This window comes from Bosea sp. (in: a-proteobacteria) (assembly GCA_023910605.1).
Lineage (GTDB): Bacteria > Pseudomonadota > Alphaproteobacteria > Rhizobiales > Beijerinckiaceae > Allobosea.
The window spans coordinates 1,445,953-1,472,652 of sequence record JAAVVV010000001.1 but is presented as its reverse complement, the minus strand read 5'-3'; the positions used below and the strand labels follow the sequence as shown (position 1 = coordinate 1,472,652).

The following is a 26,700-nucleotide window of genomic DNA, read 5'->3' as shown; positions in this document are numbered from 1 at the left end:
GTGGTTCCTAGGGCATCGCCCGGACGTAACGGCTGATCTGCAGGCGGAGCTTTCCGTCCACCCAGCTGACCTGGCGCCAGCCTCCCTGCGGATCAAGCGTCAGCCCGTTGACCGCCCTGTCGGCATGCGTCCGGACATCATCCCGAGACCAGGAATCCTTGCAGCGCCCATCGAAGCGCCAGACCGCCGCGCCGGGCGCAAGGCTCTGCCAGACGGAGCCGGGCGTCAGCAGGGACGGCGCAGGAGCCTCTCCCAACCGCGCGCCAAGCCTTGCTTCCAGCTCAGGCACCAGAACCAGGCGGTGGAAGCTCTCGTCCCAGCGCAAATCCGAGCCGAGAGCGGCCTCCAGCTGAAGGATCTTGTCGTCGCCCATCACAGCCAGGACAGGGGCGGGAATGACCGCCTGCGTGGCGTGGCGCAGACCCGGATAATCGTAGGACGGGCAGACCAGTATCACGTCGCCGGCCCGCAAATGGGCGGCCAGATGATCAGCCGCGCCCCGGTAATCATCCTTCTCGCGTCTCGGGATCTCGATGATCGTCGAGGCGAGATAGATGCCGAGGATCGCGAGCGGCGCCCGAAGCGCCCATTTGCCCTCAGCCGGCAGCAGGATCGCCAGCAGAAGGATGAAGCCCGGCAGACTGTACAGCACGGTCCGCGCCAGCAGGACAGGAAGGGAGACGAAGCCCACGATCCAGATCACGACTGGCGCCGCCAGATAGGACAACACCAGCAGCAAGGCCAATCTGTGCCGCGGAAACCTGGCCTTCAGCACGGGCAGCGCCCTTACCACCGCAGCGATCAAGCCGAGCCCCCCGGCGGCCGCGACGACGGACTTGATCACCAGACGCTCCTCCGGCCCGCTGATCCAGGGGAGATTCCAGAAGCCCCTGGGCAGATAGATCTCGGCGACGCGGCTCATGAACTGGACAGGCCCGGGCTGCTGCAGCCATTCGACATGTTCGTGGCCATAGCGGTAGCCGGCAAGGATCCACAGAAGGCCCGGAACGGCGCAGATGGCCATGATTCCGTAGGCCAGCGCCACCTCCGTCAGGCGAGCCTTCCGATCGGGGGCGGCGAGCGCCGCGCCGAGAAGCATGATGCTGGTCAGCGCGATCCAGATGGCGGCGGTCGCGTGGGAATACCAGCTCAGCACATTGCCGAGGCAGAACAGCGAAAGCCCCAGCCGCCTCGCCCACGCCCTTCCCGCTTCAGTTTCGGCGGCATCATCGAGCGAGCGCGCGTACAGCACAAGGCCGATGCTGCTCAGAAGCGTCAGCGAGAAGAGCAAGCTGTATTGCCGCGCCTCCTGGCTGAAGGCGATGTGGGAGCCCGACACCGCCAGCAAGGCAGCCGCGAACAGCGCGATCCGTCGATTGAAGCTCAGCCGCGCGAGGACATAGATCAGCGCGACGGACAGCACCCCTGCCCCGACCGAGAGGCTGCGCATCCGGGCGGCCGAATCGAGCGGCGAGAACAGCAGGCCATGCAGCCAGTAATACAGAAAAGGCGTCGGATCGGTTGGGTAGCGCAGCATCTCGCCGACCGACCATTTCGCCAGGACGATCGTCAGCGCCTCGTCGGTCCAGAGCGCGAGATCGCCGAGCCCGACAAACCGGAGGATTGCCGCCAGGACCAGGATGCACGTCAGAGCCGCAGCTTCCGCCAGCGACTTGTTGCCGTAGCGTCCGGGATTGAATCTCGTGAACGAGTTGTACAGGACCATAGGCCGATAGACCCGCTTTCAGGATGTGACTTGGAGCCAGTTGACGTTTTTGTCATGCAAAGGCGTCTAAAGCTGTGATTGGTGCTGAGTTTTTATAATCAATGACCTTTCGTCAAGCTGCGGGAGACATACCCTGGCGCTGCGCCGTGCATGGAACAAAATTGCGATGCGGCGCGATGCGCATTGCCCCATGCCCCTCGGCCGTCCAAAATGCCGCCCAACGAGGCTCGACATGCACTTTGCCCTGACTGACGAAGAAATCATGATCCGCGACGCGGCGCGCAAGCTGGCGGCGGACCGGCTGGCGCCCTTCGCCGAGACGCTGGACCGTGGCGAGGGCCGTGCCGACCTGCTCGCAAACCTCGCGCTGCTGGCGCAGAACGGCTTCATGACGCTGAACGTCAAGGCGGCGCATGGCGGCACGGAAGCGGGCACGGCCGCCTTCGCGCTGGCGATCGAGGAACTCGCCTATGCCTGCGCCTCCACCGCTGTCACCGTCTCTGTGACAAACATGGTGGGCGAGGTCATCCAGGCTTGCGGCACCGAGGCGCAGCGAGCCGAGCATCTGCCGAAGCTGGCGGACGGCACCTATCCGGCCGGGGCCTTCTGCCTGACCGAAAGCGGCGCCGGCTCCGACCCGGCCGGCATGAGGATGCGGGCACGCAAGGATGGCGACAGCTATGTGCTCGACGGCGCCAAGATCTACATCACCAGCGCCGAATATGCCGGCGTCTTCGTGGTCTGGGCGGTGACTGACCCCGACGCGCCGAAGGGCAAGGGCATCTCGGTCTTTCTCGTGCCGGCCGGCACGCCGGGCCTCGCGATCGGCAAGGCGGAGCACAAGATGGGCCAGCACGGCTCGGCGACCAACATCGTGCATTTCGACGGCTGCCGCGTGCCGGCCTCCTGCCTGATGGGGCGGGAGAATGATGGTTTTCGCATCGCGGTGGGCGAATTGGCGGGCGGGCGCATCGGCGTCGCGGCGCTCTCGCTCGGCATCGCGCGCGCGGCCATGGACGCGGCCAAGAGCTACGCCAGGGAGCGCAAGCAGTTCGGCAGCGCCATCGCCGATTTCCAGGGCCTGCAATGGATGATCGCCGACCGCGAGGTCGATCTCGCCGCCTCGCGACTGCTCATCATGGATGCGGCGGCGAAGAAGGACCGCGGCGAGCCCTTCGCCAAGGAAGCCTCCATGGCCAAGCTCTTCGCATCGGAGGCGGCGCACCGCGCCACCGACACCGCCATCCAGATCCATGGCGGCGCGGGCTACTGCCGCGACTATCCGGTCGAGCGCCTTGCGCGGGATGCGCGCATCACACGGATCTATGAAGGGACTTCGGAAGTGCAGCGCCTGGTCATCGCCCGCGAGACCCTGCGGCAAGTGAGTTGAGCAGCGCGGCGTTCGAGGCAAGAGCGCTCCTGCGCGCGCTGAGGGCCGCCACTGGCGGACCCCAGCGTTGGCATTCGTTCTTGGATTGCGTTCTTGGATTGCGTTCGAGGCATTCGTTCATGGCATTCGTTCATGGGTCTCGTGCGCCAGGGCCATGGCCCGCCGGTTGAGGCGGGGCTATAGCTTGGGAGCCCTTTCGCTCACGAGGAACCAGCGCAATGACCTTCACCCTTTACGGCGTCCACCGCTCGCGCGCCTCGCGCAACATCTGGCTGGCCAAGGAGATGGGCCTGGCCTTCGAGCAGGTGCCCGTGATCCAGGCCTATCGCCTGCCCGGCGGCGGAGCAGGCCACCCCGGCCCCCACACCGCGAGCGCGGACTTCCTCGCCATCAATCCCAACGGGCAGATCCCCTGCATCGTCGATGACGGGCTGGTGCTGACCGAATCGCTGGCGATCAACCTCTACCTCGCCAGGAAGCATGGCGGCCCGCTCGCGCCAAAGGACATCGCCGAGGACGGGCTGATGACGATGTGGACGCTCTGGGCCGCGACATCGGCCGAGCCGCACACGATCGAGATTCTCTACAACCGCATGGCGAAGCCGCCTGAGGAGCGCGACGCCGCCAGGGCCGACACCGCAGTGGCCGCGCTGCGCAAGCCCTTCGCCGTGCTGGACAAGGCGCTGTCGGCCACCGGTTTCGTGGTCGGCGGTCGCTTTACCGTGGCCGACATCAATCTCGCCGAGGTGATGCGCTATGCGAGGCCTGCGCCCGAGTTGTTCGCCGCCGCGCCGCATGTCGACGCCTGGCTGACGGCCTGCCATGCGCGGCCGGCCTTCAAGGCGATGATGGCGGAGCGCGATCGCGAGCCGGCGTGACATCGGCCAGAGCCGCGCTGGGGTGCCAGAGCGGCCGATAGCCTGCGGCGAGGGCGGCCAGCGTCACCGGCGGGGTCAGGACCTCCGCCTCGCCATCCGGCAACGGCAGGCTCGCCCGCGCATAACCGGCTTGCGACCACAGCAGCAGCCGGCCGGCCTTCACCGCGAAGGCCTGCCCGCCACGCCCGAGCATGGCCCCGTCGGGCAGGCCGGCGCAGGCGCGCGCATGGCGGCGATGGGCGCGGCCGATGCGCCGTTCCGCGTCGAGGCGACGGTCGAGGTCGGGGCAGGAGGGCATATGGTCGAACGCCCCGCCGATCATGGTCGCGCTGCGAAAAGCCATGGCGTCGGCCCGGCGGCATTCCATGCAGGGCCGGTGCCCCGAAGCCAGCGCTGTCACCTCGTCGCAGAAGAAGAGTTCGGTGTAGCCCGCGCCCCAGACGGCGCGCTGGCGGCCCTTGAACGACAGCACGCAGCAGATCCACTGGCGGCTGCACCAGGGGCGGCCCGGAACCGCCCGCGTGGCGGGATCATGGAAGCGCCCGCCGCGATTGCCCATCAGCAAGCCGCGCGCGGGCGCCGCCTCGAGGCTCATGAAGGGGGTGACCCGGTTCGGCAGCGTCATGGCCTGAAGGCTACAGCATGCCGCCTTGCCCGGCCAGCCACCGCGCGCACATTGACGCGGCGCAGGCCTGCGGCCCATCGTGGCCCATGCTCTGGTTCGAGACGATCCGCCGCGCCGACGCCCTGCCCGCCGCCTGGCTGATCGCGACCGGCGAGAAGCCGCGCACGCGGCTGGAGCGCAGCGCGTTGCGCCATGCCATCAGCCGCGCCGTGATCGCGGCCCAGGCCGGTGTGGCGGTTGACGCCGTGACGCTGGACCACGAGCCAGCCGGACGGCTGCTGGTTCGCGCGCCTTCGGCACAAGGGCTTCACGCCAGCCACGCCACGCGCGACGGGCTCGTGCTCACAGCGCTCGCCATGCAGCCGGTGGGCGCCGACATCGAGGCGGTGGGGGAAGGCTCCATCCCGCTCGCGGCGCTGCATCCGGATGAACAGGCCTGGCTTGGCAGCTTGAGCCTGGACGCGCTCTGGCCGGGCTTCGCCTGCCTGTGGGCCGCCAAGGAGGCCCACGGCAAATGGGCCGGCGCCGGCCTTCCGCAGACGGATCTGAACCCGGTTCTGCCGTCGCAAGAAGGCGGCTGGATGGTGGCGGGCCGGCTTGCGCCTGCCATCACCACGCGCCTCATCGAGAGGGATGGACGGCGCTACGCGCTGGCGATCGCGCTGTGACGCACCCGCCGGGGCGGGTGCGTCAGTTCAGGATCAGGCGGCGCTGGCGCGCCTGCTCTTGATGACATAGCCCGCCGCCGCCACGATGAGCGCGCCGAGGACAGCCGCGCCGTAATGGGGCAGCGGCGTGGGCCCAAGCCCTGTCGGGCTGACATCGAGCGGCACGGGGCCGACCCAGGACGGCATGGCGGTCTTGAGCCAGTTGAGCACGGCGACGTCGCTCAGGATCATTTCGCCCGCGATCCAGCCCAGCAGCGCGGCGCCCATCCAGATCAGGATCGGGAAACGGGTGAGCAGGCCGAGGATCACCTGCGAGCCGTAGATGATGAGCGGGATCGACAGCAGCAGCCCGAAGATGAACAGCTCCGGGTGGCCGCGCGAGGCCGCCGCGATGGCGATGACGTTGTCGAGGCTCATCACGGCGTCGGCGATGGCGATGGTGCGGACGGCGCGCCAGAGATTGTCGGAGCTTTCGATGCTCTCGTGCCCCTCCTCCTCGCCGACGACGAGCTTCACCGCGATCCAGAACAGGAGCAGGCCGCCGATCACCTTCAGGAAGGGCAGCCCCATCAGGTAGGACACGATCAGCGCGAAGATGATGCGCAGCGCGATGGCGGCACCAGCGCCGAGCCAGATGCCAAGCTTGCGCTGCTTCTCGGGCAGAGAGCGGCAGGCCAGCGCGATCACGACCGCATTGTCGCCCGACAGGAGAAGGTCGATCCAGACGATCTGGAGGACCGAGAGCCAGAACTGGCCAGAGGTGATATCCATGACGGAGACGCGCTTTCGTCGATTTTACGCTAGGCAGGTGCGATTAAGGCTTATCCTGCTGAAACGACCTGACCGTCAAGACGGGCTGGCCCTTATTGCAGCGCCGCCTCGCGCTCGTCGAGGCGCTCGAGCATCATGGCGCCCGACCCTATCTGGCCCACCGGGTTGGCGATGCCGAGCCCGGCCGAGCCGGAGCCGCACTTTTGCAGCCAGTAGCCATCCGTGTCCGCGCCGATCAGGCGTTCCGTGAAGGGCGCAGCCCGGATCAGGAAGAACCAGTGCCAGCAGGTGCGGGGTGAGTCACATCGTCATTGCGAGCGCAGCGAAGCAATCCAGCCCTTTGTGCGCCGTAGCCCTTTGTGCGCCGCCGTCTTTTCTGCGCCGCAGCCTGGATTGCTTCGCTGCGCTCGCAATGACGGCGTATCGGTACGCTACACCGTCTCCACCGCAAACTGGCGCGAGGGGCTCACGAACTCGTCCTGAGCCGCAACGGTGACGATCTCGCGCGATCCGGCTTCCAGCGTGCGCCTGAGCAGCCCGTGGATCGAGGCGGCGGCTTCCTGCTCCTGACGGCGAGCCCGACCTATGCGCTCACCGGCGGCACGGCTCTGGGCGCGGCGCTGCTGATGCACTGGCTGCGCGTGCGCGGGCAGACGGGTGAGCCGGCAGGTGCGGGGTGAGTCACATCGTCATTGCGAGCGCAGCGAAGCAATCCAGCCCTTTGTACGCCGCAGCCCTTTGTACGCCGCCGTCTTTTCTGCGCCGCAGTATGGATTGCTTCGCTGCGCTCGCAATGACGGCGTATCGGTACGCATTCTGGCCTTTCCCCCGGAAGACGGACCCTTGCAGCCCTGCGCCATGGACAAAGGTCGTCAAACTTGCTTATTCGACGGAAAACAACAGCACAATCCAGGGACGGGTGAACGACGTATGGGCAAGGTGCGAATCGCTGCTCCGCAGGATTTTGCGGGCGGCCTGTTTCTGATCGTGCTGGGACTTGGGGCCTTCTGGGCCTCTTCCAATCTTTCAATGGGCACGTTGCGCGCCATGGGCCCCGGGATGCTGCCCCGCTCGCTCGGGCTGATCGTGGCGGGCCTTGGGCTCCTGCTGACGCTCGGCTCGCTGCGCACGCAAGGTCCGAGCCTTGATCGCTGGACCGTGCGCGGGCTGTTCTTCGTGCTGCTTGGCGCCTGCCTCTTCGCCCTGACCATCCGTGGCAGCACCCTGCCGGGCGGGTTCACGCTGCCGCCCATCGGGCTCATCGTGGCCGGGCCGCTGGTGGCGATCGTCTCCGCCTTCGCCTCGCCCGAGACGCGCTGGAAGGAGGTGCTGATCTTCGGCGCCGTGATGACGGCGCTGTGCGCCGCCCTGTTCAAATATGCTCTGGGCCTGCCGATTCCGCTCGCCCCCTGGCTCCTCGGGTACTGATCGATGGATGTCATCGCCAATCTCGCGCTCGGCTTCGAAGTTGTCTGGAGAATCATCTGGTGGAGCCCAAGCCTGCTGCCCGGGCTCTCCATCCCGGTGCCGATCAACCTTCTGCTGTGCTTCATCGGCTGCCTCGTCGGCACGCTGATCGGGGTGCTGCCGGGCGTTGGCCCGATCGCGACCATCGCGATGCTGCTGCCGATCACCTTCGGGCTCGACCCGACCGGCGCGCTCATCATGCTGGCCGGCATCTATTACGGGGCGCAATATGGCGGCTCGACCACGGCGATCCTGGTCAACATTCCGGGCGAAGCCACCTCGGTGGTGACCACGCTCGACGGCCATGAGATGGCCAAGCAGGGGCGCGCGGGCGTGGCGCTCGGCATCGCCGCCATCGGCTCGTTCATCGCCGGCACCGTCGCCACCGTGCTGATCGCAGGCCTTGGGGCGCCGCTCACCCGGCTCGCGCTGCTGTTCGGGCCGGCCGAATACTTCTCATTGATGGTGATGGGCCTGTGCTTCGCGGTGGTGCTGGCGCGCGGCTCGATCCTCAAGGCGATCAGCATGATCCTGCTCGGCCTTCTGATGTCGACCATCGGAACCGACCTCGAGACCGGCCAGGAGCGCATGACCTTCGGCTTCGCGCCGCTGGCGGACGGGCTCGATTTCGCGATCCTCGCCATGGGCATCTTCGGCTTTGCAGAGGTCATCAGGAACCTCGATTATCCCGAGACGCGCGACGTGGTGCGCCAGAAGGTGGGCCGCCTGCTGCCGAGCGGGGCCGAAATGCGCCAGTCGGCGATGCCGATCGCGCGCGGCACGGTGCTGGGCTCGATGCTCGGCATCCTGCCGGGCAATGGCGCGGTGCTTGGCCCCTTCGCAAGCTACACGCTGGAAAAGAAGCTGGCCAAGGACCAGTCGCGCTTCGGCCGCGGCGCGATCGAAGGGGTTGCGGGGCCCGAGAGCGCCAACAATGCCGGCGCGCAGACCTCGTTCATCCCGCTGCTGACGCTCGGCATTCCGCCAAACGCCGTGATGGCGCTGATGGTGGGAGCGATGACCATTCACGGCATCATCCCCGGCCCGCAGGTGATGACCAAGAACCCCGACCTGTTCTGGGGCATGATCGCCTCGATGTGGGTGGGCAACCTGATGCTGCTGATCATCAACCTGCCGCTCATCGGGCTGTGGGTTAAGCTGCTCACCGTGCCCTACCGGCTGATGTTCCCGGCGATCCTTCTGTTCTGCTGCATCGGCATCTACTCGATCAACAATTCGCCGGTCGATGTCGCGATGACGGCCTTCTTCGGCATGTTCGGCTATGCGCTGATCAAGTTCGGCTTCGAGCCGGCGCCGCTGCTGCTGGGCTATGTGCTCGGCCGGCTGCTCGAGGAGAAGATGCGTCAGGCGCTGATCATCTCCCGCGGCTCGTTCATGACCTTCATCGAGCGGCCGATATCGGCGGGCTTGCTGATCGTGGCGGTCATCGTGCTGATCGTGGCGCTGTTGCCGTCGATCTCGAAGAAGCGGGACACGGTGTTCACGGAATAGGCCGGGCCGCCGCCCCTGCCCGATCCACCCTGCGACATGGCTTCGCGGCGCCGGGACTTCGATTCGACGCCGAAGCCGTCTACGCTGACGCGCCGTCGACAGGCTCCCGCGCTTGCCGCAGGAGCCTGAAGGCCAACAAAAGATTCCATACCCAGACACACCGGAGGACAATCCATGATCCATCTTACCCGCCGCGCCCTCATCGGCGCCGCCGCGCTTGCGGCCAGCCTCGGCCTGGCCGGCGCCGCTCAGGCGCAGGGCTACCCCAACAAGCCGATCAACATGATCGTGCCATTCGCCGCAGGCGGCCCCACCGACGTGATCGCGCGCATCGTCGCCGAGCACATGTCCAAGACGCTCGGCCAGCAGATCGTGATCGAGAACGTCGCCGGCGCCGGCGGCACCACGGGCATCACCCGCGCCGTGACGGCAGCGGCGGATGGCTACACCATCGCCATGGGGCACCTGGGCACGCTCTCGGCCGCGCCCTCGACCTACGCCAACCTGCGCTATGACCCCGTCAACGGCATCCAGCCCATCGGCCTGGCCGGCGGCACCCCGATCCTGATCGTGGCCCGGCCCGACTTTCCGGCCAAGGACCTCAAGGAGTTCGTGGCCCATCTCAAGGCCAACGCCGACAAGGTAAACGAGGCGCATGCGGGCCTGGGCTCGGTCTCCTGGACAACCTGCTCGATGCTCAAGGGCCAACTCGGCGTGCAGAAGATCAACTCGGTCGCCTATCGCGGCACCGGCCCGGCCCTCAACGACCTCGTGGGCAAGCAGGTCGATTTCATGTGCGACCAGATCGTCAGCGTCGCCACGCAGATCCGCGGCAATGCCATCAAGGCCTATGCCATCGCCTCAGAGCAGCGCTCCCCGGCCCTGCCCGACGTGCCGACCACGAAGGAAGCGGGCCTGCCCGAGTTCCAGATCGAGGCGTGGAACGGCATCCTCGGCCCCAAGGGCATGCCGGCCGACGTCGTGGCCCGCCTCGTCGACGCGCTCGACAAGGCGCTGAACGACGAAGCCACGAAGAAGCGTCTGCTCGATCTGGGCGCCGTCATCCCGAGCGCCGCCGAGCGCACGCCGGCGGGCTTCCAGGCGTTGATCAAGCGCGACATGGACAAGCTTGGCCCGATCCTTGCCGAGGTTCCGAAGGGCTGAGGCCCCGGCGGACGCCGTCCAACTTGAGGCGCCTCCCGGCCGGGAGGCGTTTTCGCATCATGACAAGCTCCATCACCTTGCCGATCACGCCCGTCACGGCCGAGGCCTTCGCGCCGTTCGGGCGGCTGCTGACGCCGTCAGGCCCGCGCAGCTTCGGGCGGGACGATTTCGATGCCTGGGTGCAGCCTTTCCAGGCCCAGGGCCCGGCGCGCCTGCAGATCGTGCGCTACCACCCCAAGCCGTTAAGCGTGCACATCATCGAGCGCCACCGCCATGTCACGGAAGCGCGCCAGCCGATCAATGGCGGACGATGCGTGCTCGTGGTCGCGCCCTCATCGGAGGAGGCGCCAGCGCCCGGGGCCATGACGGCCTTCGATCTCATGGGACACGGGCTGATGCTCCACCCCGGCACATGGCACTCGATCGACGCCTATCCTCTGGGCGAGGCGGCGTGCGAGTTCCTGTTCCTGTCTGAAGAGGCGACCGTGCGCGAACTGTTCGACGGCACTCCGAACCCGGTCCGCACACAGGTGCATGATTTCGGCGCGGCGGGAATCGATCTTCGCTTCGGCTGATGCTCAGCGCGTGCCGAACATGCGGTCGCCTGCATCGCCCAGCCCTGGCACGATGTAGCCGTGATCGTTGAGATGACTGTCGATGGAGGCGGTCCAGATTCTCACCTCAGGATGCGCGTCCCGCATCTTGGTGATGCCTTCGGGGGCGGCGAGCAGGCACACGAAGCGCAGGTCGCGCACGCCGCGCTCCTTCAGGCGGTCCACTGCGGCGATTGCTGAATTGCCGGTCGCCAGCATCGGGTCCATCACCACCACCGTGCGGTCGGCGATGTCGGAGGGCGCCTTGAAATAGTATTCCACCGCCTGCAGCGTCTCGGGGTCGCGGTAGAGCCCGATATGGGCCACGCGCGCGGCGGGCACCATCTCCAGCATGCCATCAAGGAAGCCCACCCCGGCCCGCAGGATCGGCGCGAACACGAGCTTCTTGCCGGCGATGACCGGGGCCTGCATCGTCACGAGCGGCGTCTGGATCTCGGTCATGGCGATGGGGAGGTCGCGCGTGACCTCATAGCACAGCAGCATGCCGATCTCGTTGAGCAGCTGCCGGAAGCTCTTGGTCGAGCGGTCCTTGTCGCGCATCAGGGTCAGCTTGTGCTGCACCAGGGGATGATCGACGACGGTGACGCCGGGGTCATGATGGGCCATGGAGGACAACTCCTTTGCTGTTATGGTGGATGCTGCCGCGCCGTTGCGGATAGCGCCGGCGCGGCTGTCGTCTAGAATACCGTGCCGTCGCTGACGATCGAGAGCGGGGGGCCGCCATCCACGCGCTTTTCGCGGGCGATGCGGCGGCCCGCCGCCCAGGTTCCACCCTCCAGCACCTTGGCGAGGGGCAGCTCTTCCCTGCTCATGCCGAGCTTCGCGCGTATGCGGTCGGCGATGATGGACAGGAGGGCCACGGTCAGCGAACGCCATTCGACGACGAGGGGCGAGCCCACCTCGTGCTTGCGCGCCCAATCAGCCTCGTCCTTCAGCCGCAACACCCCGAAATCCAGCAGGAGGCCGCCATTGCGGTATTCGGGAAGGCCGGTCAGCCCATCGATGCCGCCCACCGTGAAGCCGGCCCATTGCAGAGGCTCGATCAGTGAATAGGTGAGCCACTGCGAGAGCTTGTGAAAGGCGACCGCCTTGCCATGGCCGGCAAGCTCGATCCCGGAGGGATGGAACCAGCAATCGCCGCAGCCAGGCACGGCGCCGGGCCGATCAGGCCAGATGCCGGCGAACTCTTCGAGGACGCTGCTCAACATCATTGACGCAAGCAGGGGTTGGCCGGCTTCAAGCGTGTCGAGGAAGCCGTCAGCCACGACGGATGGGCGCTGCTTCTCCGGCTTGTCGGCGTGTCGATCAGCAAGCTCCTCGCCGAGCCGGCGCAGCAACTCCACCCGCCCCTCCAGCCCCACCAGCGGGTTCGAGGCGCTGACCTGGAAGCCGCTCCGGAGATCGCCGATGCTGATCGTCTGCAGACGCCCGGCGTCGACGCGCATTGGCCTGGCCGGATCGGCGGAGAACAGGCCCTCGCGGAACATCGTGAAGGAAGCGAGCCCCAGCCCCTCGGACTTCGACGCTTCGACGCCCGTGATGGGCTCGACGAAGCGCCAGCCCATGCCTGCGCCTGCATCGAGCAGCACCGACACGATCACGAGATCATAGGCCGCCTTGACCCGCTCGGTCCGGGTGGCCCAGGGCGTGGCCGCGTCGAGCTCGGCCCACAGGTCCCGTCCGCCGGCCCGGAAATGGCGCCAGCGCGCATGGAACGGGATATCGAGCGTGGGATAGTTGAGGCGCGTCGTCTCGATGACGTAGTCGACGACGGCATCGATCCTCGTCTCGTCGAGCGCAATCGCGGAGAGGGCGTCGGCGCGGGCGGCGGCCAGCATCATGTCGGCGCTGATGCTGACCGCGGACACGTTCATCATGCGCTGGGCCATGCCCCGGGCGTTCAACACGGGCGACATGGATCAGAACTTGTCGAGGGCGCGGCCGACAGTGGCCTTGAGCGCATTGTCGCCGGGCGTGCCATCGGGCGCATAGTAGCCGGCGGCCTTCTTCGCCTCCATCTCCACCGAGGCATCAGGCGGGATCATCTCGGGCGGGATCGGCACCCTTTCGCCAATCTCGATGCCCGAGGCGACCATGGCGTCATACTTCATGTTCGACATCGACATGAGCCGGTCGATCCGCGTCACGCCCAGCCAGTGCAGTATATCGGGCATGAGCTGCTGGAAGCGCGCATCCTGCACGCCGGCCACGCATTCGGTGCGCTCGAAATAGGTGGCGGCCGAGTCCCCGCCCTCCTGGCGCTTGCGCGCGTTGTAGACGAGGAACTTGGTGACCTCGCCCAGCGCCCGGCCCTCCTTGCGGTTGTAGACGATGAGGCCGACTCCGCCACGTTGCGCCTCGATCGTGGCCTCCTCGATGCCATGCGTGAGGTAGGGCCGGCAGGTGCAGATGTCGGAACCGAACACGTCGGAGCCGTTGCATTCGTCATGCACGCGGCAGGCGATGCGCTTCTTCGGGTTGGCGAGATCGGCCACCTCGCCGATCACATAAGCCGTCATCGAGCCGATGGGCGGCAGGAACACCTTCATGTCCGGCCGCGTGACGAGCTCGGTGAACATGCCGCCGGTCTGCTCGAAAAGGGTGCGGCGCAGCTCGTTCTCGGTGGAGCCGAAGCGCTCCGCGATTCCCGGCAGCCACCAGACGGAATCGACCGCGATCTTGGTGACGGAGATGTCGCCATTGGCATGGAGGATGCGCCCATCCGGGGCGAGGCGATGGGCCGCCATCGCGGCGATGATCTCGGGCAGGTTGAGCCTTGCCCTGGTGACGGCAATGGTGGGGCGGATGTCGACACCCTCCGCGATCAGCGTCTGGAAGTCGCGCGCGACGCGGTGGCCCCACGGATCGAGAGACACGATCTTGCCCGGCATCGACCATTGGGGATAGGGACCAATCTCGGCGGTCGGATAGGTGTTGGTGAGGTCAGGCCGGGCCGAAGGATTCATGGCGCGGGCCGAAATGGCGAGGGCGCGGTAAAGCGAATAGGCGCCGCCATAGGCCCCGATCACGTTGCGGTCCGACGGGTTGGACGTGGCGCCGATGACGGGACCGCGCGCGATGGCGTCGGACCCTTCCCAGTTCAGCGGAAAGCGCGAGGCGGCGGTGCCCGGTTCGGGATGCGATGTGAGGCGGATATGGGTCGACCGGTTCGCGGTCATGGCTCAACTCCAAACAAAATGGCTCCAGCCGTATGAGCCGGAGCCGTTCCGCCGCGCGAGACGCGCATCGGTTCAGGTCAAGATAAACATCAAAGTGACCTTTCGGCACGAGACTGTCAACGGCCCTGCCCGCGCCGGCACGGCAACTTTGTCAGGTTAACGGCGGAGCGCACGGGATAGCTTTGGAGTATGGCTTCTGATTCAACGGGCTCGGATCAGGAGCCCGAACGATGGATCAGATTTTCGTCAAGGACCGGTTGCGCCTTCTGCTGGATCACTTCGGACGCGTCGGGGACCCGCGCGAGAGCTGCAAGGTCAAGTATCCGCTTGCGGAAGTGCTTTTTCTGGTGACCTGCGCGTCTGTCGCGGGTTGCGACGACTATGACGAGATCGCCGATTGGGGCGATGCGCATCTGCCTTTCCTGCGCGAGCATGCCGAGTATTTCTTCGGCACTCCCAAGGAGGATTGGCTGCGGGTGGTGCTGAACCGGATCGATCCGGCGCTGTTTGCGGCCTGCTTCACGGCCTGGGCGACGCAGCTGCGACCGGACGCGGCGGACCTGATCGCGCTGGACGGCAAGACAGCGCGCCGCAGCGGCGAGGCTGGCCGCAGTCTGCCCCCCATCCATCTGGTCAGCGCCTGGGCCTCGACCCAGCGCCTCGTGCTGGCGCAGGAGGCCGTGGACGCCAAGGACAACGAATGCGCCGCCATGCTGGCAATCCTGGAGCGGCTGACGCTCAAGGGCGCGCTCGTCACCATCGACGCCATCGCCACCAACCCGTCCATGGCCAAGGCGATCACGGACAAGGAAGGCGACTATCTTCTGGCCCTCAAGCGCAACCAGCCGACCCTGCACGACGAGGTCGCGGCCTATTTCGACGATCCGGCCACGACAGGGCTCGCCACCAGCATCAGCGTCGACAAGGATCATGGACGCATCGAGACCCGTACCACCACGGTCAGCCATGAGATCGGCTGGCTGGAAGGCGGGCGACGCCATCCCGGCGAGCATCGCTTCCACCGTCTCAGAAGCATCGTGCGAGCCACCACACAAGTCGAACGGCAGGGCAAGACCTCCCGGGAGACGCGGTTCTTCATCTCCTCCGCCCTTCTCACACCCGAACGCGCTGCAACCGCCATTCGCAGCCATTGGGGCATCGAAAGCCTCCACTGGGTGCTCGATGTCGTCTTCAAGGAGGATCAATCACGCCTCAGGCGCGGTCATGGAGCGCAGAACATGGCCCTCGTGCGAAGGCTCGCCTTCAACCTCGTCCGCGCAGGAAAGGGAAACCGCTCCATCAAAACAGCCCGAAAAGCCGCTGGATGGAACACAAACACCCTCGCCCAGATCATCCATGCCTCACCGCGTTAACCTGGACTCGTTGCCCTGCCCGCGCCGGGGCGGGTCGACGCGGCCCGGCGCGCGGCGTAAACAGGGAGAATGACCCAGTCTGACTTCACGCTCGATCCCCGCCTGCAAGCCGACACCCTTCACGTCGCGGACTGGCCCCTGTGCCGGGTGCTGCTCATCAACGACGCCCGCTTTTCATGGCTGGTGCTGGTGCCGAAACGGGCCGGGGTCAGCGAGATGCTCGACCTCGAGCCCGATGACAGGCGGCAGCTGAGCGCCGAAATCGACCGCGCCGCAGCGGCGCTGCGCCGCACGGTGGCCTGCGACAAGCTCAACATCGCAGCCCTGGGCAACATGGTGTCCCAACTTCATGTCCACGTCATCGCCAGACGCCGCTCGGATGCAGCCTGGCCCAGGCCTGTGTGGGGGCAAGGCCTTCCGGAGGCTTATGGCGACGAAGCCGCCCGCGATCTGATCCGGCGGCTCAACGCCGCCTTCCTTGGCTGAGGGTTTTGGCGTGAACGACATGCTCATCGTGCCCGCACGGGCGGAAATGTCGGCCCGCACGGGCTTTGCGGCCAACCTCTTCGACAGGGCGGCGGAACTGCGTGACGACGAGCCGACGCGGGCGGCCCTGTTGGCGGCGCCGGAAGCCCGGTTCGCGGTGGTGGCTGGCGACAGGCCGGTGCTGCGCCGCGACGGCGCATGCTTCGGCGTGTGGCATGACGCGGCGGCCTTGGCCAGTCTGGGAGAGCCCCGGCATGTCGTGTTCCTCGGAAGGGAACACGGGCAGGGACGTTTCGGCGTCCGCATCGATGCCGATCGCGTCGATGCGCTCAGGGAGCGGGCCGACCTGCTCACGCTGGACCTGCGCTCGCTGGCGATCCAGGGACTGGTCCCACCCGCCGAACTGGGCGCGATCGGCGAGGCGAAGGCGATGACCGACTGGCATGCGCGGCACATGTTCTGCGCCAATTGCGGCGCGACCACTGGCGCAGCCTCAGGGGGCTGGAAGCGCGAATGCGCCGCCTGCGGGGCGCAGCATTTTCCCCGCACCGATCCGGTCACCATCATGCTCGTGGTGCGGACCGACCCCACGCTGGGACCGCAATGCCTTCTGGCGCGGCAGTCACGTTTTCCGCCCGGCATGCATTCGTGCATCGCGGGCTTCGTGGAGCCGGGCGAAACCATCGAGGATGCGGTGCGCCGCGAGACGCTGGAGGAGACGGGGCTGGTTGCCGGGCCGGTGCGTTATCTCGCCTCCCAGCCATGGCCCTTCCCCTCCTCGCTGATGATCGGCTGCATCGCCGAAAGCCTCACGGCCGACATCACGCTCGACCATACCGAACTGGAAAGCGGGCGCTGGTTCGGGCGCGACGAGGTGGTGCTGATGCTGGAGGGCCGTCACCCGGAAGGCTTCACCGCCCCGGTTCGGATCGCGATCGCCAACACGCTGCTCGCCGCCTGGGTGAACGGCGAGGGCTGAGCCAATGCTGCGGCAGGCATCGAGGCCCCGATGAGAAGCCAGCGGCCGGCGGTTTTCATGGCAGCCTATCCTGTCAGACGACGGAAGCCGCATCGTGGCAGCCACCGGAAAGCGCCTGCGCCATGGTCGGGTTCCGGCTGCCGCCTGCGGTGGCGGCCGGGGTCAGCCCTCCTTGAAGCTCTCGCGGAACGGATGGGCAGGATAGACGCCGAGCACCTTCACTTCGCGCGAGAAGTATTCGAGCTCCTCCAGGGCGCGCTTGAGCGACGGATCGTCGGGATGGCCCTCGACATCAAGGTAGAACATCGTCGCGAAGAAATGGCCGTCGAGCATGTAGCTTTCGAGCTTGGTCATGTTGACGCCGTTGGTGGCGAAGCCACCCATGGCCTTGTACAGCGCGGCCGGGATGTTACGCACACGGAAAACGATGGTCGTGACGATATTGGCGGTGCCGGCGCGGGCATATTCCGGATATTTCGAGAGCACGACGAAGCGCGTGGTGTTATACTTCTCGTCCTCCACATCCTCCATCAGGATGTCGAGATTGTAGATCTCCGCAGACAGGCGCGAGGCAAGCGCGGCGCGGGTCGGGTCACCGGCCTCGGAGACCAGCCTCGCCGAGCCAGCCGTGTCGGCGCCGACCACGGCCCTGAGCTTCAGGTTCTTCATGATCTTGCGGTTCTGCCCCAGCGCGACGACATGGCTCTCGGCCGTCTTGATCGTGGCGAGGCTGGCGCCCTTGACGGCCATCAGCTGGAAGCGGATGGGCAGGAAGAACTCGCCGATGATGTGCAGTCCCGAGCGCGGCAGGAGGTGGTGGATGTCGCCCACGCGTCCGGCCAGCGAATTCTCAATGGGGATCATGCCATACCGCGCGGTGCCCTCGCTGACGGCGGCGAGAGCATCCTCGAAGGTGGCGCAGGGCAGCGCCTCGCAACCGGGAAAGACCTTCAGCGCCGCCTCCTGCGAGAAGGCTCCGGGCTCGCCCTGATAGGATACGACGACGGACATGGGGGCGGCTCCTCAGCGGCCGGCCAGAATGGCGCGGGCGCGGTCAAGATCGGCGGGCGTGTCGACGCCGCGCGGCACATGGTCGATGATGCGCACGTCGATGCGCATGCCGTCCTCCAGCGCGCGCAGCTGCTCGAGCTTCTCGCGCAGTTCCAGCGGGGATTGCGGGAGGGACACGAAGCGCTCCAGCGCCTTCCTGCGATAGGCATAGACGCCGACATGATGATGCAGCGGCCCCTCTCCCGTCGGCGCGGTGGCCCGGGTGAAATAGAGCGCGCGCATGCGGCCCGGCGCGACGACGGAGCCGATGAGCTTCACCACGCCGGGCGCGGTCTTCTCTTCCTCCTCGACGATTTCGGCGGCGAGCGTGGCTATCATGACCGCCGGATCGGCCAGCGGCTCGATCGAGATGGCGATGGCGGCGGGGTCGATGGTGGGGAAGTCGCCCTGCAGGTTGACGATGACGTCGTGGCGGCCTTCCGGATCGAGGGTGTCGGCCGCCTCCTTGATGCGGTCGGAGCCAGACTGGTGATCGGACCGCGTCATGACCGCGCGCCCGCCGGCCGCCTCCACCGCGGCGATGATCGCCGGCGAGTCGGTCGCCACCGCCACCGGGCCGATGCCGGCTTCCATCGCGCGCTTCCAGACATGCACGATCATGGGTTGGCCGTGGATGTCGGCCAGAGGCTTGTCGGGCAGGCGCGTCGCCGCGAGGCGCGCGGGGATCAGGATCAGGGGGTCTGACATGGAGGGTGCCGAACTTTCGCTGGCGTCAAAAAGTCTCAAAGAGGAACGTGCTTATATGAGTTGCAAACTCAAGCGCAAAGCGGGTAATCAGCAGCACAGTCGGTCGGGGGGCGCCCTGCCCTGAACATCAGGCCGTTTTGTCGGCTGCGGGAGACGAGACGGACGATGGACTCGTTTGAACTGAACAAGATTGCGGGCGCGGTGCTCGGCGTGGCGCTGCTGGTGATGGGCCTCAACATGCTGGACAGCATCGTGGCCAGCCCCGCCAAGCCCACCATTACAGGCTATGCCCTGCCAGGCGGCGAGGCCGCGACCGCGACTGCCGCCGCAGCGGCGCCGGCTGCGGCCGAGGCTCCGATCGAGGAACGCATGAAGATGGCCGATGCCGGCCGTGGCGAGCGCGCCGTCGCATCCTGCCGCGCCTGCCACACCTTCGACAATGGCGGCGCCAACCGCGTCGGCCCCAACCTGTGGAAGGTGGTGGACGGCCCGAAGGCCCATATCGACGGCTTCGCCTATTCGGCAGCGCTGCGCGACCGCAAGGCCAAGAGCGAGAAATGGGGCGCCGCCGAGCTCGATGGCTTCCTGAAGAACCCCAAGGCCTATCTGCCCGGCACGACCATGGGCTTCGCCGGCGTGGCCCGGCCCGACCAGCGCGCCGACATCATCGCCTATCTTGCATCGCTGAAGTGACGGCACCGCGCCGGCGCGGCGCACAACGCACGATCGTGACAACAAAGCCGGGCCGCAAGCCCGGCCTTTTCGTCTTTCGGCATCGAAACGTCTGGCAAGAGCCGCGTCCGGCGGCCTATTGTGCTGGCGAATCCGAGACGGCTGGCGCGGCGACCCCGGGAGGTGCGGCATGACCCTGAAATGGACACGGCGAGATGCGCTCGCGGGCGCCGCCGCCACGCTCGCAGCCCCCGCGCTGCTCAGACCCGCCTTCGCCGAGGCCGGCTGGTCGGAAGTCCACGGCCTCTCCACCTTTGGCGAACTGGGCCTGCCGGCCGATTTCAGGCACTTCGCCTATGTGAACCCGGCAGCGGCAAAAGGCGGCAATCTCGTCATCCAGCTCAAGTCGGGCGGCGGCAACCAGAGCTTCGACACTTTCAACACGCTCAACTCCTTTGTGGACAAGGGCGACGGCGTTGGCGGAACCGAGCTGATCTTCGACAGCCTGGTGACAAGCCATGCCGACGAGCCGCTGACAGCCTACGGCCTGCTTGCCCGTTCGATCCTGATCTCGCCCGACAAGCTGAAATACCGCTTCAACCTGCGCCCCGAGGCCCGCTTCCACAATGGAACGCCGGTCACGGCCGATGACGTCGCCTTCTCGCTGAACATCATCAAGACCAAGGGCCACTCCTCGTATCGGCTGCTGCTGCGCGAACTGGAAAGCGCGGTCGCCGACGACCGGCACACCGTGACAGTGACGCTGAGCCCGGCCAAGAGCCGCGACCTGCACCTGCTGGTGGGCTCGCTGAACGTCTTCTCGCGCGCCTTCTGGGAAGGGCGCGACTTCGAGGCCGCCATCCTCGAGCCCATCCTTGGGTCGGGGCCCTACCGCATGGGCCGCTTCGAGCAGGGCCGCTACATGGAATATGATCGCGTGCCCGACTACTGGGCCAGGGACCTGCCCGTGAATGTGGGGCTGAACAATTTCGACCGCGTCCGCTACGAGTATTTCCGTGATCGGAATGTGGCGTTCGAGGCCTTCAAGGCCGGGACCATCACCTTCGAGGAAGAATACACAGCCCGGCAGTGGGCCACCGGCTACGACTTCCCCGCGCTGCGGGAAGGCCGGGTCAAGCGCGAGGAGCTGCCGCGAACCGCGCCGATGGCGAGCCAGGGCTGGTACTTCAACACGCGGCGCGAGATGTTCAGGGACAAGCGCATCCGCGAGGCGCTGAACCTGTGCTTCGACTTCGAGTGGACCAACCGCAACATCATGTTCGGCCTGCGCGCCCGCACGGCCTCCTTCTTCGAGAAATCCGACAAGAAGGCCGAGGGCCTGCCCTCTCCGGAGGAACTGGCTCTGCTGGAGCCGTTCCGCGCCACTCTCGACCCCGAGGTCTTCGGCGAGCCGTGGACGCCGCCTGTCTCGGACGGTTCAGGCAATGACCGCGCCCTGCTGCGCCGCGCCAATGACCTGCTGCTCGCGGCGGGCTGCAAGCGCGAGGGCGCGGCGCTGAAGCTGCCGGGCGGCAAGCCTTTCGAGATCGAGTTCCTTGATTCCAATCCCGCGCTTCACCCGCACACACAGCCCTTCATCGCCAACCTCAAGCGGCTGGGCATCGAGGGCCGCCTGCGTACGGTGGACCCCGCGCAATACCAGCGGCGCACCAACGAGTTCGACTTCGACATGGTGAGCCTGGCTCTCGGCGGCTCGCAGATACCCGGCGATACGATGCGGCTCGTGATGAGCTCCGAAGCGGCCCGCACGCCGGGCAGCCGCAACTATGCCGGCATCGCGAACCCGGCCATCGACGCGCTGCTGACGCGAATCGCCAATGCGACCTCCTACAAGGACGTGGTCGTGGCGTGCCGGGCACTTGACCGTGTGTTCCGCGCCGGGCGCTACTGGGTGCCGATGTGGCACGCGCCCACCGTCTGGCTCGCCTACTGGGACATGTATGACCGGCCGGCCGTGCAGCCGAAGTTCGGCGAAGGCGCGCCCGGCACATGGTGGTTCAATCCGGAAAAGGCCCGCCGGGTCGGGCGCGCCTGATGCTGGCCTACATCGCGCGCCGCCTGCTGCTGATGATCCCGACGCTGTTCGGGATCATGCTGATTTCCTTCGTGCTGGTGCAGTTCGCGCCGGGTGGGCCGGTGGAGCGCATGATCGCGCAGCTGCAGGGGCAGGACAGCGGCGTAGCGGGGCGGCTCGGTGGCGGCGGCGGAGACGTGGCAGGCGGCGCGCCGGCGGCTGGCGGGGCCGGCGGCGACGTGACATCCGCCTATCGCGGGGCGCAGGGACTCGACCCGCAGTTCATCAAGGAGCTGGAGAAGCAGTTCGGCTTCGACAAGCCGGCGCATGAGCGCTTCTTCAAGATGCTGGTGGACTACTCCACCTTGAATTTCGGAAAGAGCTACTTCCGCGACGCGCCGGTGCTCGCGCTCATCGCCGAGAAGCTGCCGGTCTCGATCACGCTCGGCCTGTGGATGACGCTGCTCTCGTACCTCATCTCCATTCCGCTCGGCATCCGCAAGGCCGTCTCGGACGGCTCGCGCTTCGATGTCTGGACCTCGGGCATCGTGATCGTCGGCTATGCCATTCCGGGCTTCCTGTTCGCCATCCTGCTCATCGTGCTGTTCGCCGGGGGATCCTTCTGGCAGATCTTCCCGCTGCGCGGCCTCACATCCGATGGCTGGGCCGACATGCCCTGGCCCATGAAGATCGTGGACTATCTCTGGCACATCACCTTGCCGGTCTTCGCGATGGCCATCGGCGCCTTCGCCACCTCGACCCTGCTGACCAAGAACTCCTTCCTCGACGAGATCCGCAAGCAATACGTGCTGACCGCCCGCATGAAGGGGCTGAGCGAAACGCGCGTGCTCTATGGCCATGTCTTCCGCAATGCGATGCTGATCGTCGTGGCCGGCTTTCCGGGCGCCTTCGTGGGCGCGCTGTTCACCGGCTCGCTGCTGATAGAGACTATCTTCAGCCTTGACGGGCTGGGGCTGCTCTCCTTCGAGGCGATCGTGAACCGCGATTATCCGGTCGTGTTCGCGACGCTCTTCATCTTCTCGCTGGTGGGGCTGGTGGTGCAGCTCATATCGGACCTCATGTACACCTGGATCGATCCACGCATCGATTTCGACAGCCGGGAGACCTGAGATGGACACCGCCGTCTCCGCCCCCGATGGCGCGCTCGTGCCGCCACCGCCATCACGCGGGCCGTTTCTGAGCCCGATCAACCAGCGCCGGCTCGCCAATTTCAAGGCCAACAGGCGCGGCTACTGGTCGTTCTGGGCCTTCATGATCCTGTTCGTGCTCTGCCTGTTCGCCGAACTGATCGCCAATGACCGCCCGATCCTCGTGCAATACAAGGGTGAGTGGCTGGCGCCCATCGCGGTCGATTATCCGGAGGAGAAGTTCGGCGGCTTCCTGGCCCGGACGGATTATCGCGACCCCGTGATCCAGAAGGAAATCGCCGCCAACGGCTTCGCCATCTGGCCGCCGATCCGCTTCAGCTATTCCACGCACAATCTCGACCTGCCGGTGCCGGCGCCTGCCCCGCCGACCTGGCTGCTCGGCGACGCGCAATGCGCCGTGCAGGCCGCCAAGGCAGGGGGCAGCACCTGCCGGGACATCGAGTGGAACTGGCTGGGCACGGATGATCAGGGCCGCGACGTGGTGGCCCGCCTCATCTATGGCTTTCGCCTGTCGGTGCTGTTCGGGCTGGCCCTCGCCATCATCTCCTCGGCCATCGGCATCGCGGCCGGCGCCGTGCAGGGCTATTTCGGGGGGTGGACGGACCTGATCTTCCAGCGCTTCATAGAAGTGTGGACCTCGATCCCCTCGCTTTACCTGCTCATCATCATCTCCTCGGTGATCACGCCGAGCTTTTTCGTGCTGCTGGGCATTCTTCTGCTGTTCTCGTGGGTTTCGCTCGTTGGCGTCGTCAGGGCCGAGTTCCTGCGCGCGCGCAACTTCGAATATGTGCGGGCGGCGCGGGCGCTGGGGCTGTCCAACGCCAAGATCATGGTCAAGCACCTGCTGCCCAATGCCATGGTGGCGACGCTGACCTTCATGCCTTTCGTGCTCAACGGCTCGATCACGACGCTCACCTCGCTCGATTTTCTCGGCTTCGGGCTGCCGCCGGGCTCGCCCTCGCTGGGCGAACTGCTGGCGCAGGGCAAGAACAACCTGCAGGCGCCATGGCTGGGCCTGGCCGGCTTCCTCGTCATCTCGGTGATGCTCTCGCTGCTGGTCTTCATCGGCGAGGCGGTGCGCGACGCCTTCGATCCGCGCAAGACCTTCGGGTGAGGCTGTGGCGATGACCCCTCCCCTGCTCCAGATCGAGAACCTTTCGACCGCCTTCACCCAGGGCGGCAGACGCACCCTCGCGGTGGACGATGTCTCGTTGACGCTGCGGGCCGGCGAGACGCTGGCGCTGGTGGGCGAGTCCGGTTCCGGCAAATCCGTGACCGCGCTCTCGATCCTGAAGCTGCTGCAATATCCGCCGGCCTCACATCCTGCCGGGCGCGTGCTGTTCGAGGGGAAGGACCTTCTTTCGGCCTCCGACGAGGAGCTGAGGCTGGTGCGCGGCAACGACATCACCATGGTCTTCCAGGAGCCGATGACCTCGCTGAACCCGCTCCACACCATCGAGCGGCAGATCGGCGAGATCCTGGCCCTGCACAAGGGGCTTGAGGGCGAGCGCGCGCGAGCGCGGACGCTGGAGCTGCTCGAACTCGTCGGCATCCGCAACGCGGCCGACCGGCTCGACGCCTATCCCCATCAGCTTTCGGGCGGGCAGCGCCAGCGCGTGATGATCGCCATGGCTCTCGCCAACGAGCCCAAGCTGCTGATCGCCGACGAGCCGACCACGGCGCTCGACGTCACCGTGCAGGCGCAGATCCTGATTCTGCTCAAGGAGTTGCAGGAACGGCTCGGCATGGCGATGCTGTTCATCACCCATGATCTGGGCATCGTAAGACGCATAGCCGCGCGCGTGTGCGTGATGCTCAAGGGCCGCATCGTGGAGGAAGGGCCGGTGGCGGAGGTGTTCGAGGCGCCGCGCCACGCCTACACCCAGCGCCTGCTGGCCGCCGAGCCCAAGGGCAAGCCGCGCCCCGTGCCCGCCGACGCGAAGACCATCCTGGATGCCGGCCCGCTGAAGATCTGGTTTCCGATCAGGAAAGGCTTCATGCGCCGCACGGTGGGGCATGTGAAGGCGGTGGACGGCGTGTCGATCCGCATCCGGCAGGGCGAGACAGTGGGCGTGGTCGGCGAATCGGGTTCGGGCAAGACGACGCTTGGCCTCGCCATCCTAAGGCTCATCGCGTCCGAAGGGCCGATCATCTTCCTGGGCGAGAACATTGACGGGCTGCAATCCGCAGCGATGCGGCCCAGGCGCCGCTCCATGCAGGTGGTGTTTCAGGACCCTTACGGCTCGCTGTCGCCGCGCCTGTCGGTGGCGGGGATCGTCGAGGAAGGGCTGCTCGTCCAGGACAAGGGGCTTGGCTATGATGAGCGCCGCGCGATCGTGGCGCGCGCCCTCATAGATGTGGGGCTCGATCCGGCTGCGATGGACCGCTATCCGCATGAGTTCTCGGGCGGCCAGCGCCAGCGCATCGCCATCGCCCGCGCCATGGCGCTGGACCCCGGCTTCGTGGTGCTGGACGAGCCCACCTCGGCGCTCGACATGTCGGTTCAGGCGCAGATCGTGGACCTGCTTCGCGAATTGCAGGACAAGCGCGGGCTGGCCTACATGTTCATCAGCCACGACCTCAAGGTGGTGCGGGCCCTGTCGCACCGGGTGCTGGTGATGCAGAACGGCAAGGTGGTCGAGGAGGGCGAGGGCGAGGCGATCTTCAGCGAACCCAGGACGGACTACACCAGGGCGCTCTTCGCAGCCGCATTCAACCTTCAGGCGCACCCGGCCGCCGATACGGTGAAGGAATGACCATGGCCCGCGCCATGATCATCGTGCTCGATTCGCTGGGCTGCGGCGCCTCCGCCGACGCCGCCGACTATGGCGACGCCGGCGCGAACACGCTCGGCCACATCGCGGCCCATTGCGCGCGGGGGCTGGCGGACAGGCCAGGCCTTCGCCAGGGGCCGCTGGCCATCCCGAAGCTTGCGGCGCTCGGGTTGCCGCAGGCGCACCGCGCCTCGACCGGCGAGCCGCTGGCCGGCGTGCCGGCGCCGGCCGCGCCATCGGGGCTGCACGGCTTCGGCGTAGAGGTCAGCCAGGGCAAGGACACGCCCTCCGGCCACTGGGAGATGGCCGGCTGCCCCGTGCCCTTCCAGTGGGGCTATTTCCGGGAGAAGCAGCACTCCTTCCCGCCTGCGCTCATCGCGGCCGTCATCCGCGAGGGCAAGCTTCCCGGCATCCTGGGCAACCGGCATGCGCCGGGCATCGCCATCATCGACGAACTTGGCGCCGAGCACATGCTGACCGGCAAGCCGATATGCTACACCTCGGTGGACAGCGTCTTCCAGATCGCCGCGCATGAGGAGAGCTTCGGGCTGGAACGGCTCTATGGGCTGTGCGCCACGGTGCGCCGCCTCGTCGATCCGTTCAACATCGGCCGGGTGATCGCGCGGCCCTTCACCGGCAGCATCGAGGCCGGCTTCGCGCGCACGGCCAACCGGAAGGACTTCGCGGTCATGCCGCCGGGCGCCACGCTGCTCGACCGCGCCGCCGAAGCTGGCCGCGCCGTCGTGAGCATCGGCAAGATCGGCGACATCTTCGCCCATCGCAACACAGGCCTTGAGCGCAAGGGCGCAAGCAACGACGTGCATGTCTCCATGGCGGTGGAAGCGCTGCAGACGCTGCCCGATGGCGGCTTCAGCTTCGTCAATCTCGTGGACTTCGACAGTGAGCATGGCCACCGCCGCGATGTGGCGGGCTATGCCGCCGCGATCGAGGCCTTCGACCGGCGGTTGCCGGAGCTGCACGCTGTGCTGCGGGCCGGCGATCTCGTCGTCATCACAGCCGATCACGGCAACGACCCCACCTGGCACGGCACGGACCACACGCGCGAGCATGTGCCGATCATCGGCTTTGGCCCCGGGCTGGCCGCGCGCGCGCTGGGCCGCCGCTCGAGCTTCGCCGACATCGGCCAGAGCGTTGCAAGCCATCTGGGGCTGAGCCCCCTGCCCCATGGCAAGAGCTGGTGGTGAGGCGCGGCCCCGCACGCGAGACAGACCCGCGCGAGACGGTGCGATTGCCGGTTGATTTGCGCAAGGCAACCGTCTATCCAGCGGCGGCTGACGGTTCGATGAGCACGCGCCCATCCACGACCTTGCGGCGCTGCGGTAGCTCAGTGGTAGAGCACTCCATTGGTAATGGAGAGGTCGAGAGTTCAATCCTCTCTCGCAGCACCAGCCTTCAGCCGATCACCCTCTTGATAACGTTGAAAATCCTTGCTTTTCCCG

General features: G+C 66.9%; 24 protein-coding genes, 1 tRNA gene and 1 pseudogene. 17 read left to right on the top strand and 9 right to left on the bottom strand.

The genetic code is table 11. The annotated features are described in order from the left end of the window. Positions 1–7: 7 nt before the first annotated feature. Positions 8–1,726, bottom strand: coding sequence for a hypothetical protein (locus HEQ16_07165; GenBank protein MCO4053819.1), 1,719 nt, complete (start codon positions 1,724–1,726; stop codon positions 8–10). Positions 1,727–1,958: 232 nt separating this feature from the next. Here HEQ16_07165 and HEQ16_07160 point away from each other — a divergent pair, with 232 nt between their 5' ends. Both HEQ16_07160 and HEQ16_07155 read left to right on the top strand, forming a co-directional pair. After that, positions 1,959–3,116: an acyl-CoA dehydrogenase gene (locus HEQ16_07160; GenBank protein MCO4053818.1), complete on the top strand. Its 1,158-nt coding sequence runs from the start codon at positions 1,959–1,961 to the stop codon at positions 3,114–3,116. A 218-nt stretch (positions 3,117–3,334) separates the two neighbouring features. After that, a complete protein-coding gene (locus HEQ16_07155; GenBank protein ID MCO4053817.1) occupies positions 3,335–3,994 on the top strand; it encodes a glutathione S-transferase family protein in 660 nt (219 codons plus the stop codon). Here the strand turns inward: HEQ16_07155 and HEQ16_07150 are convergent. Further along, a complete protein-coding gene (locus tag HEQ16_07150; GenBank protein MCO4053816.1) occupies positions 3,954–4,619 on the bottom strand; it encodes a hypothetical protein in 666 nt (221 codons plus the stop codon). The two genes, HEQ16_07155 and HEQ16_07150, sit on opposite strands and share 41 nt — an antisense overlap. 17 nt (positions 4,620–4,636) lie before the next feature. Here HEQ16_07150 and HEQ16_07145 point away from each other — a divergent pair, with 17 nt between their 5' ends. Then, entirely contained in the window at positions 4,637–5,287 is a 651-nt protein-coding gene (locus HEQ16_07145; GenBank protein MCO4053815.1) for a 4-phosphopantetheinyl transferase family protein, read from the top strand. A gap of 33 nt (positions 5,288–5,320) precedes the next feature. Here the strand turns inward: HEQ16_07145 and HEQ16_07140 are convergent, their stop codons facing one another. Next, on the bottom strand, positions 5,321–6,058 hold the full coding sequence (locus tag HEQ16_07140) for a TerC family protein (GenBank protein ID MCO4053814.1): 738 nt from the start codon (positions 6,056–6,058) through the stop codon (positions 5,321–5,323). A gap of 431 nt (positions 6,059–6,489) precedes the next feature. Beyond that, positions 6,490–6,615, bottom strand: a pseudogene (locus HEQ16_07135) (pyridoxal kinase). Positions 6,616–6,988: 373 nt separating this feature from the next. Between HEQ16_07135 and HEQ16_07130 the strand changes: the two are divergent. From HEQ16_07130 to HEQ16_07115, 4 genes are all read left to right on the top strand, one after another. After that, the gene (locus HEQ16_07130; protein MCO4053813.1) at positions 6,989–7,486 is read left to right on the top strand and encodes a tripartite tricarboxylate transporter TctB family protein; all 498 of its coding nucleotides are present in this window, start codon (positions 6,989–6,991) and stop codon (positions 7,484–7,486) included. A gap of 3 nt (positions 7,487–7,489) precedes the next feature. Next, complete coding sequence (locus HEQ16_07125; GenBank protein ID MCO4053812.1) at positions 7,490–9,037, top strand: tripartite tricarboxylate transporter permease; 1,548 nt, start codon at positions 7,490–7,492, stop codon at positions 9,035–9,037. 174 nt (positions 9,038–9,211) lie between these two features. Then, positions 9,212–10,201 (top strand): tripartite tricarboxylate transporter substrate binding protein BugD, encoded by a 990-nt coding sequence (locus HEQ16_07120; GenBank protein MCO4053811.1) that lies wholly within the window; start codon positions 9,212–9,214, stop codon positions 10,199–10,201. A 59-nt stretch (positions 10,202–10,260) separates the two neighbouring features. Then, positions 10,261–10,776 carry a hypothetical protein gene (locus HEQ16_07115; GenBank protein ID MCO4053810.1) on the top strand — a complete coding sequence of 172 codons (516 nt, stop codon included), beginning with the start codon at positions 10,261–10,263 and terminating at the stop codon, positions 10,774–10,776. Between the two features lie 3 nt (positions 10,777–10,779). Here the strand turns inward: HEQ16_07115 and upp are convergent, their stop codons facing one another. The 3 genes from upp to HEQ16_07100 form a co-directional block, all read right to left on the bottom strand. Continuing rightward, positions 10,780–11,421, bottom strand: a complete 642-nt coding sequence (upp, locus tag HEQ16_07110; GenBank protein ID MCO4053809.1) for a uracil phosphoribosyltransferase — start codon at positions 11,419–11,421, stop codon at positions 10,780–10,782. A gap of 71 nt (positions 11,422–11,492) precedes the next feature. Beyond that, positions 11,493–12,731, bottom strand: a complete 1,239-nt coding sequence (locus HEQ16_07105; protein MCO4053808.1) for a URC4/urg3 family protein — start codon at positions 12,729–12,731, stop codon at positions 11,493–11,495. A gap of 3 nt (positions 12,732–12,734) precedes the next feature. Beyond that, positions 12,735–13,994, bottom strand: coding sequence for a GTP cyclohydrolase II (locus HEQ16_07100; protein ID MCO4053807.1), 1,260 nt, complete (start codon positions 13,992–13,994; stop codon positions 12,735–12,737). Positions 13,995–14,224: 230 nt separating this feature from the next. On the opposite strand from HEQ16_07100, the gene HEQ16_07095 reads away from it, so the two are divergent. The 3 genes from HEQ16_07095 to nudC all read left to right on the top strand — a co-directional run bounded on the left by HEQ16_07095 (position 14,225) and on the right by nudC (position 16,832). After that, entirely contained in the window at positions 14,225–15,367 is a 1,143-nt protein-coding gene (locus HEQ16_07095; GenBank protein ID MCO4053806.1) for an ISAs1 family transposase, read from the top strand. A 69-nt stretch (positions 15,368–15,436) separates the two neighbouring features. Beyond that, on the top strand, positions 15,437–15,853 hold the full coding sequence (locus HEQ16_07090; protein ID MCO4053805.1) for an HIT domain-containing protein: 417 nt from the start codon (positions 15,437–15,439) through the stop codon (positions 15,851–15,853). 46 nt (positions 15,854–15,899) lie between these two features. Then, positions 15,900–16,832, top strand: coding sequence for an NAD(+) diphosphatase (gene nudC / locus HEQ16_07085; GenBank protein MCO4053804.1), 933 nt, complete (start codon positions 15,900–15,902; stop codon positions 16,830–16,832). A gap of 162 nt (positions 16,833–16,994) precedes the next feature. Here the strand turns inward: nudC and HEQ16_07080 are convergent, their stop codons facing one another. Both HEQ16_07080 and HEQ16_07075 read right to left on the bottom strand, forming a co-directional pair. Continuing rightward, positions 16,995–17,843: a prephenate dehydratase gene (locus HEQ16_07080; GenBank protein ID MCO4053803.1), complete on the bottom strand. Its 849-nt coding sequence runs from the start codon at positions 17,841–17,843 to the stop codon at positions 16,995–16,997. Positions 17,844–17,855: 12 nt separating this feature from the next. Then, complete coding sequence (locus HEQ16_07075) at positions 17,856–18,590, bottom strand: 3-deoxy-manno-octulosonate cytidylyltransferase (protein ID MCO4053802.1); 735 nt, start codon at positions 18,588–18,590, stop codon at positions 17,856–17,858. A gap of 165 nt (positions 18,591–18,755) precedes the next feature. Between HEQ16_07075 and HEQ16_07070 the strand changes: the two genes are divergently transcribed. From HEQ16_07070 to HEQ16_07040, 7 genes are all read left to right on the top strand, one after another. Continuing rightward, on the top strand, positions 18,756–19,283 hold the full coding sequence (locus tag HEQ16_07070; protein ID MCO4053801.1) for a cytochrome c family protein: 528 nt from the start codon (positions 18,756–18,758) through the stop codon (positions 19,281–19,283). A 169-nt stretch (positions 19,284–19,452) separates the two neighbouring features. Further along, positions 19,453–21,318, top strand: a complete 1,866-nt coding sequence (locus tag HEQ16_07065; GenBank protein ID MCO4053800.1) for an ABC transporter substrate-binding protein — start codon at positions 19,453–19,455, stop codon at positions 21,316–21,318. Beyond that, complete coding sequence (locus tag HEQ16_07060; GenBank protein MCO4053799.1) at positions 21,318–22,427, top strand: microcin C ABC transporter permease YejB; 1,110 nt, start codon at positions 21,318–21,320, stop codon at positions 22,425–22,427. Before HEQ16_07065 ends, HEQ16_07060 begins: the two co-directional genes overlap by 1 nt. Before the next feature lies 1 nt (position 22,428). Continuing rightward, entirely contained in the window at positions 22,429–23,580 is a 1,152-nt protein-coding gene (locus tag HEQ16_07055) for an ABC transporter permease (protein MCO4053798.1), read from the top strand. A 10-nt stretch (positions 23,581–23,590) separates the two neighbouring features. Then, complete coding sequence (locus HEQ16_07050; GenBank protein ID MCO4053797.1) at positions 23,591–25,222, top strand: ABC transporter ATP-binding protein; 1,632 nt, start codon at positions 23,591–23,593, stop codon at positions 25,220–25,222. Between the two features lie 2 nt (positions 25,223–25,224). Beyond that, positions 25,225–26,445 (top strand): phosphopentomutase, encoded by a 1,221-nt coding sequence (locus HEQ16_07045; protein MCO4053796.1) that lies wholly within the window; start codon positions 25,225–25,227, stop codon positions 26,443–26,445. A 129-nt stretch (positions 26,446–26,574) separates the two neighbouring features. Further along, a tRNA-Thr gene (locus tag HEQ16_07040) sits at positions 26,575–26,649 on the top strand. Positions 26,650–26,700 lie beyond the last annotated feature (51 nt).

Coding starts and splice junctions, on each gene's coding strand:
- HEQ16_07165 (MCO4053819.1), bottom strand. CDS start 1,726: ATGGTCCTGTACAACTCGTTCACGAGATTCAATCCCGGACGCTACGGC.
- HEQ16_07160 (MCO4053818.1), top strand. CDS start 1,959: ATGCACTTTGCCCTGACTGACGAAGAAATCATGATCCGCGACGCGGCG.
- HEQ16_07155 (MCO4053817.1), top strand. CDS start 3,335: ATGACCTTCACCCTTTACGGCGTCCACCGCTCGCGCGCCTCGCGCAAC.
- HEQ16_07150 (MCO4053816.1), bottom strand. CDS start 4,619: ATGACGCTGCCGAACCGGGTCACCCCCTTCATGAGCCTCGAGGCGGCG.
- HEQ16_07145 (MCO4053815.1), top strand. CDS start 4,637: ATGCCGCCTTGCCCGGCCAGCCACCGCGCGCACATTGACGCGGCGCAG.
- HEQ16_07140 (MCO4053814.1), bottom strand. CDS start 6,058: ATGGATATCACCTCTGGCCAGTTCTGGCTCTCGGTCCTCCAGATCGTC.
- HEQ16_07130 (MCO4053813.1), top strand. CDS start 6,989: ATGGGCAAGGTGCGAATCGCTGCTCCGCAGGATTTTGCGGGCGGCCTG.
- HEQ16_07125 (MCO4053812.1), top strand. CDS start 7,490: ATGGATGTCATCGCCAATCTCGCGCTCGGCTTCGAAGTTGTCTGGAGA.
- HEQ16_07120 (MCO4053811.1), top strand. CDS start 9,212: ATGATCCATCTTACCCGCCGCGCCCTCATCGGCGCCGCCGCGCTTGCG.
- HEQ16_07115 (MCO4053810.1), top strand. CDS start 10,261: ATGACAAGCTCCATCACCTTGCCGATCACGCCCGTCACGGCCGAGGCC.
- upp (MCO4053809.1), bottom strand. CDS start 11,421: ATGGCCCATCATGACCCCGGCGTCACCGTCGTCGATCATCCCCTGGTG.
- HEQ16_07105 (MCO4053808.1), bottom strand. CDS start 12,731: ATGTCGCCCGTGTTGAACGCCCGGGGCATGGCCCAGCGCATGATGAAC.
- HEQ16_07100 (MCO4053807.1), bottom strand. CDS start 13,994: ATGACCGCGAACCGGTCGACCCATATCCGCCTCACATCGCATCCCGAA.
- HEQ16_07095 (MCO4053806.1), top strand. CDS start 14,225: ATGGATCAGATTTTCGTCAAGGACCGGTTGCGCCTTCTGCTGGATCAC.
- HEQ16_07090 (MCO4053805.1), top strand. CDS start 15,437: ATGACCCAGTCTGACTTCACGCTCGATCCCCGCCTGCAAGCCGACACC.
- nudC (MCO4053804.1), top strand. CDS start 15,900: ATGTCGGCCCGCACGGGCTTTGCGGCCAACCTCTTCGACAGGGCGGCG.
- HEQ16_07080 (MCO4053803.1), bottom strand. CDS start 17,843: ATGTCCGTCGTCGTATCCTATCAGGGCGAGCCCGGAGCCTTCTCGCAG.
- HEQ16_07075 (MCO4053802.1), bottom strand. CDS start 18,590: ATGTCAGACCCCCTGATCCTGATCCCCGCGCGCCTCGCGGCGACGCGC.
- HEQ16_07070 (MCO4053801.1), top strand. CDS start 18,756: ATGGACTCGTTTGAACTGAACAAGATTGCGGGCGCGGTGCTCGGCGTG.
- HEQ16_07065 (MCO4053800.1), top strand. CDS start 19,453: ATGACCCTGAAATGGACACGGCGAGATGCGCTCGCGGGCGCCGCCGCC.
- HEQ16_07060 (MCO4053799.1), top strand. CDS start 21,318: ATGCTGGCCTACATCGCGCGCCGCCTGCTGCTGATGATCCCGACGCTG.
- HEQ16_07055 (MCO4053798.1), top strand. CDS start 22,429: ATGGACACCGCCGTCTCCGCCCCCGATGGCGCGCTCGTGCCGCCACCG.
- HEQ16_07050 (MCO4053797.1), top strand. CDS start 23,591: ATGACCCCTCCCCTGCTCCAGATCGAGAACCTTTCGACCGCCTTCACC.
- HEQ16_07045 (MCO4053796.1), top strand. CDS start 25,225: ATGGCCCGCGCCATGATCATCGTGCTCGATTCGCTGGGCTGCGGCGCC.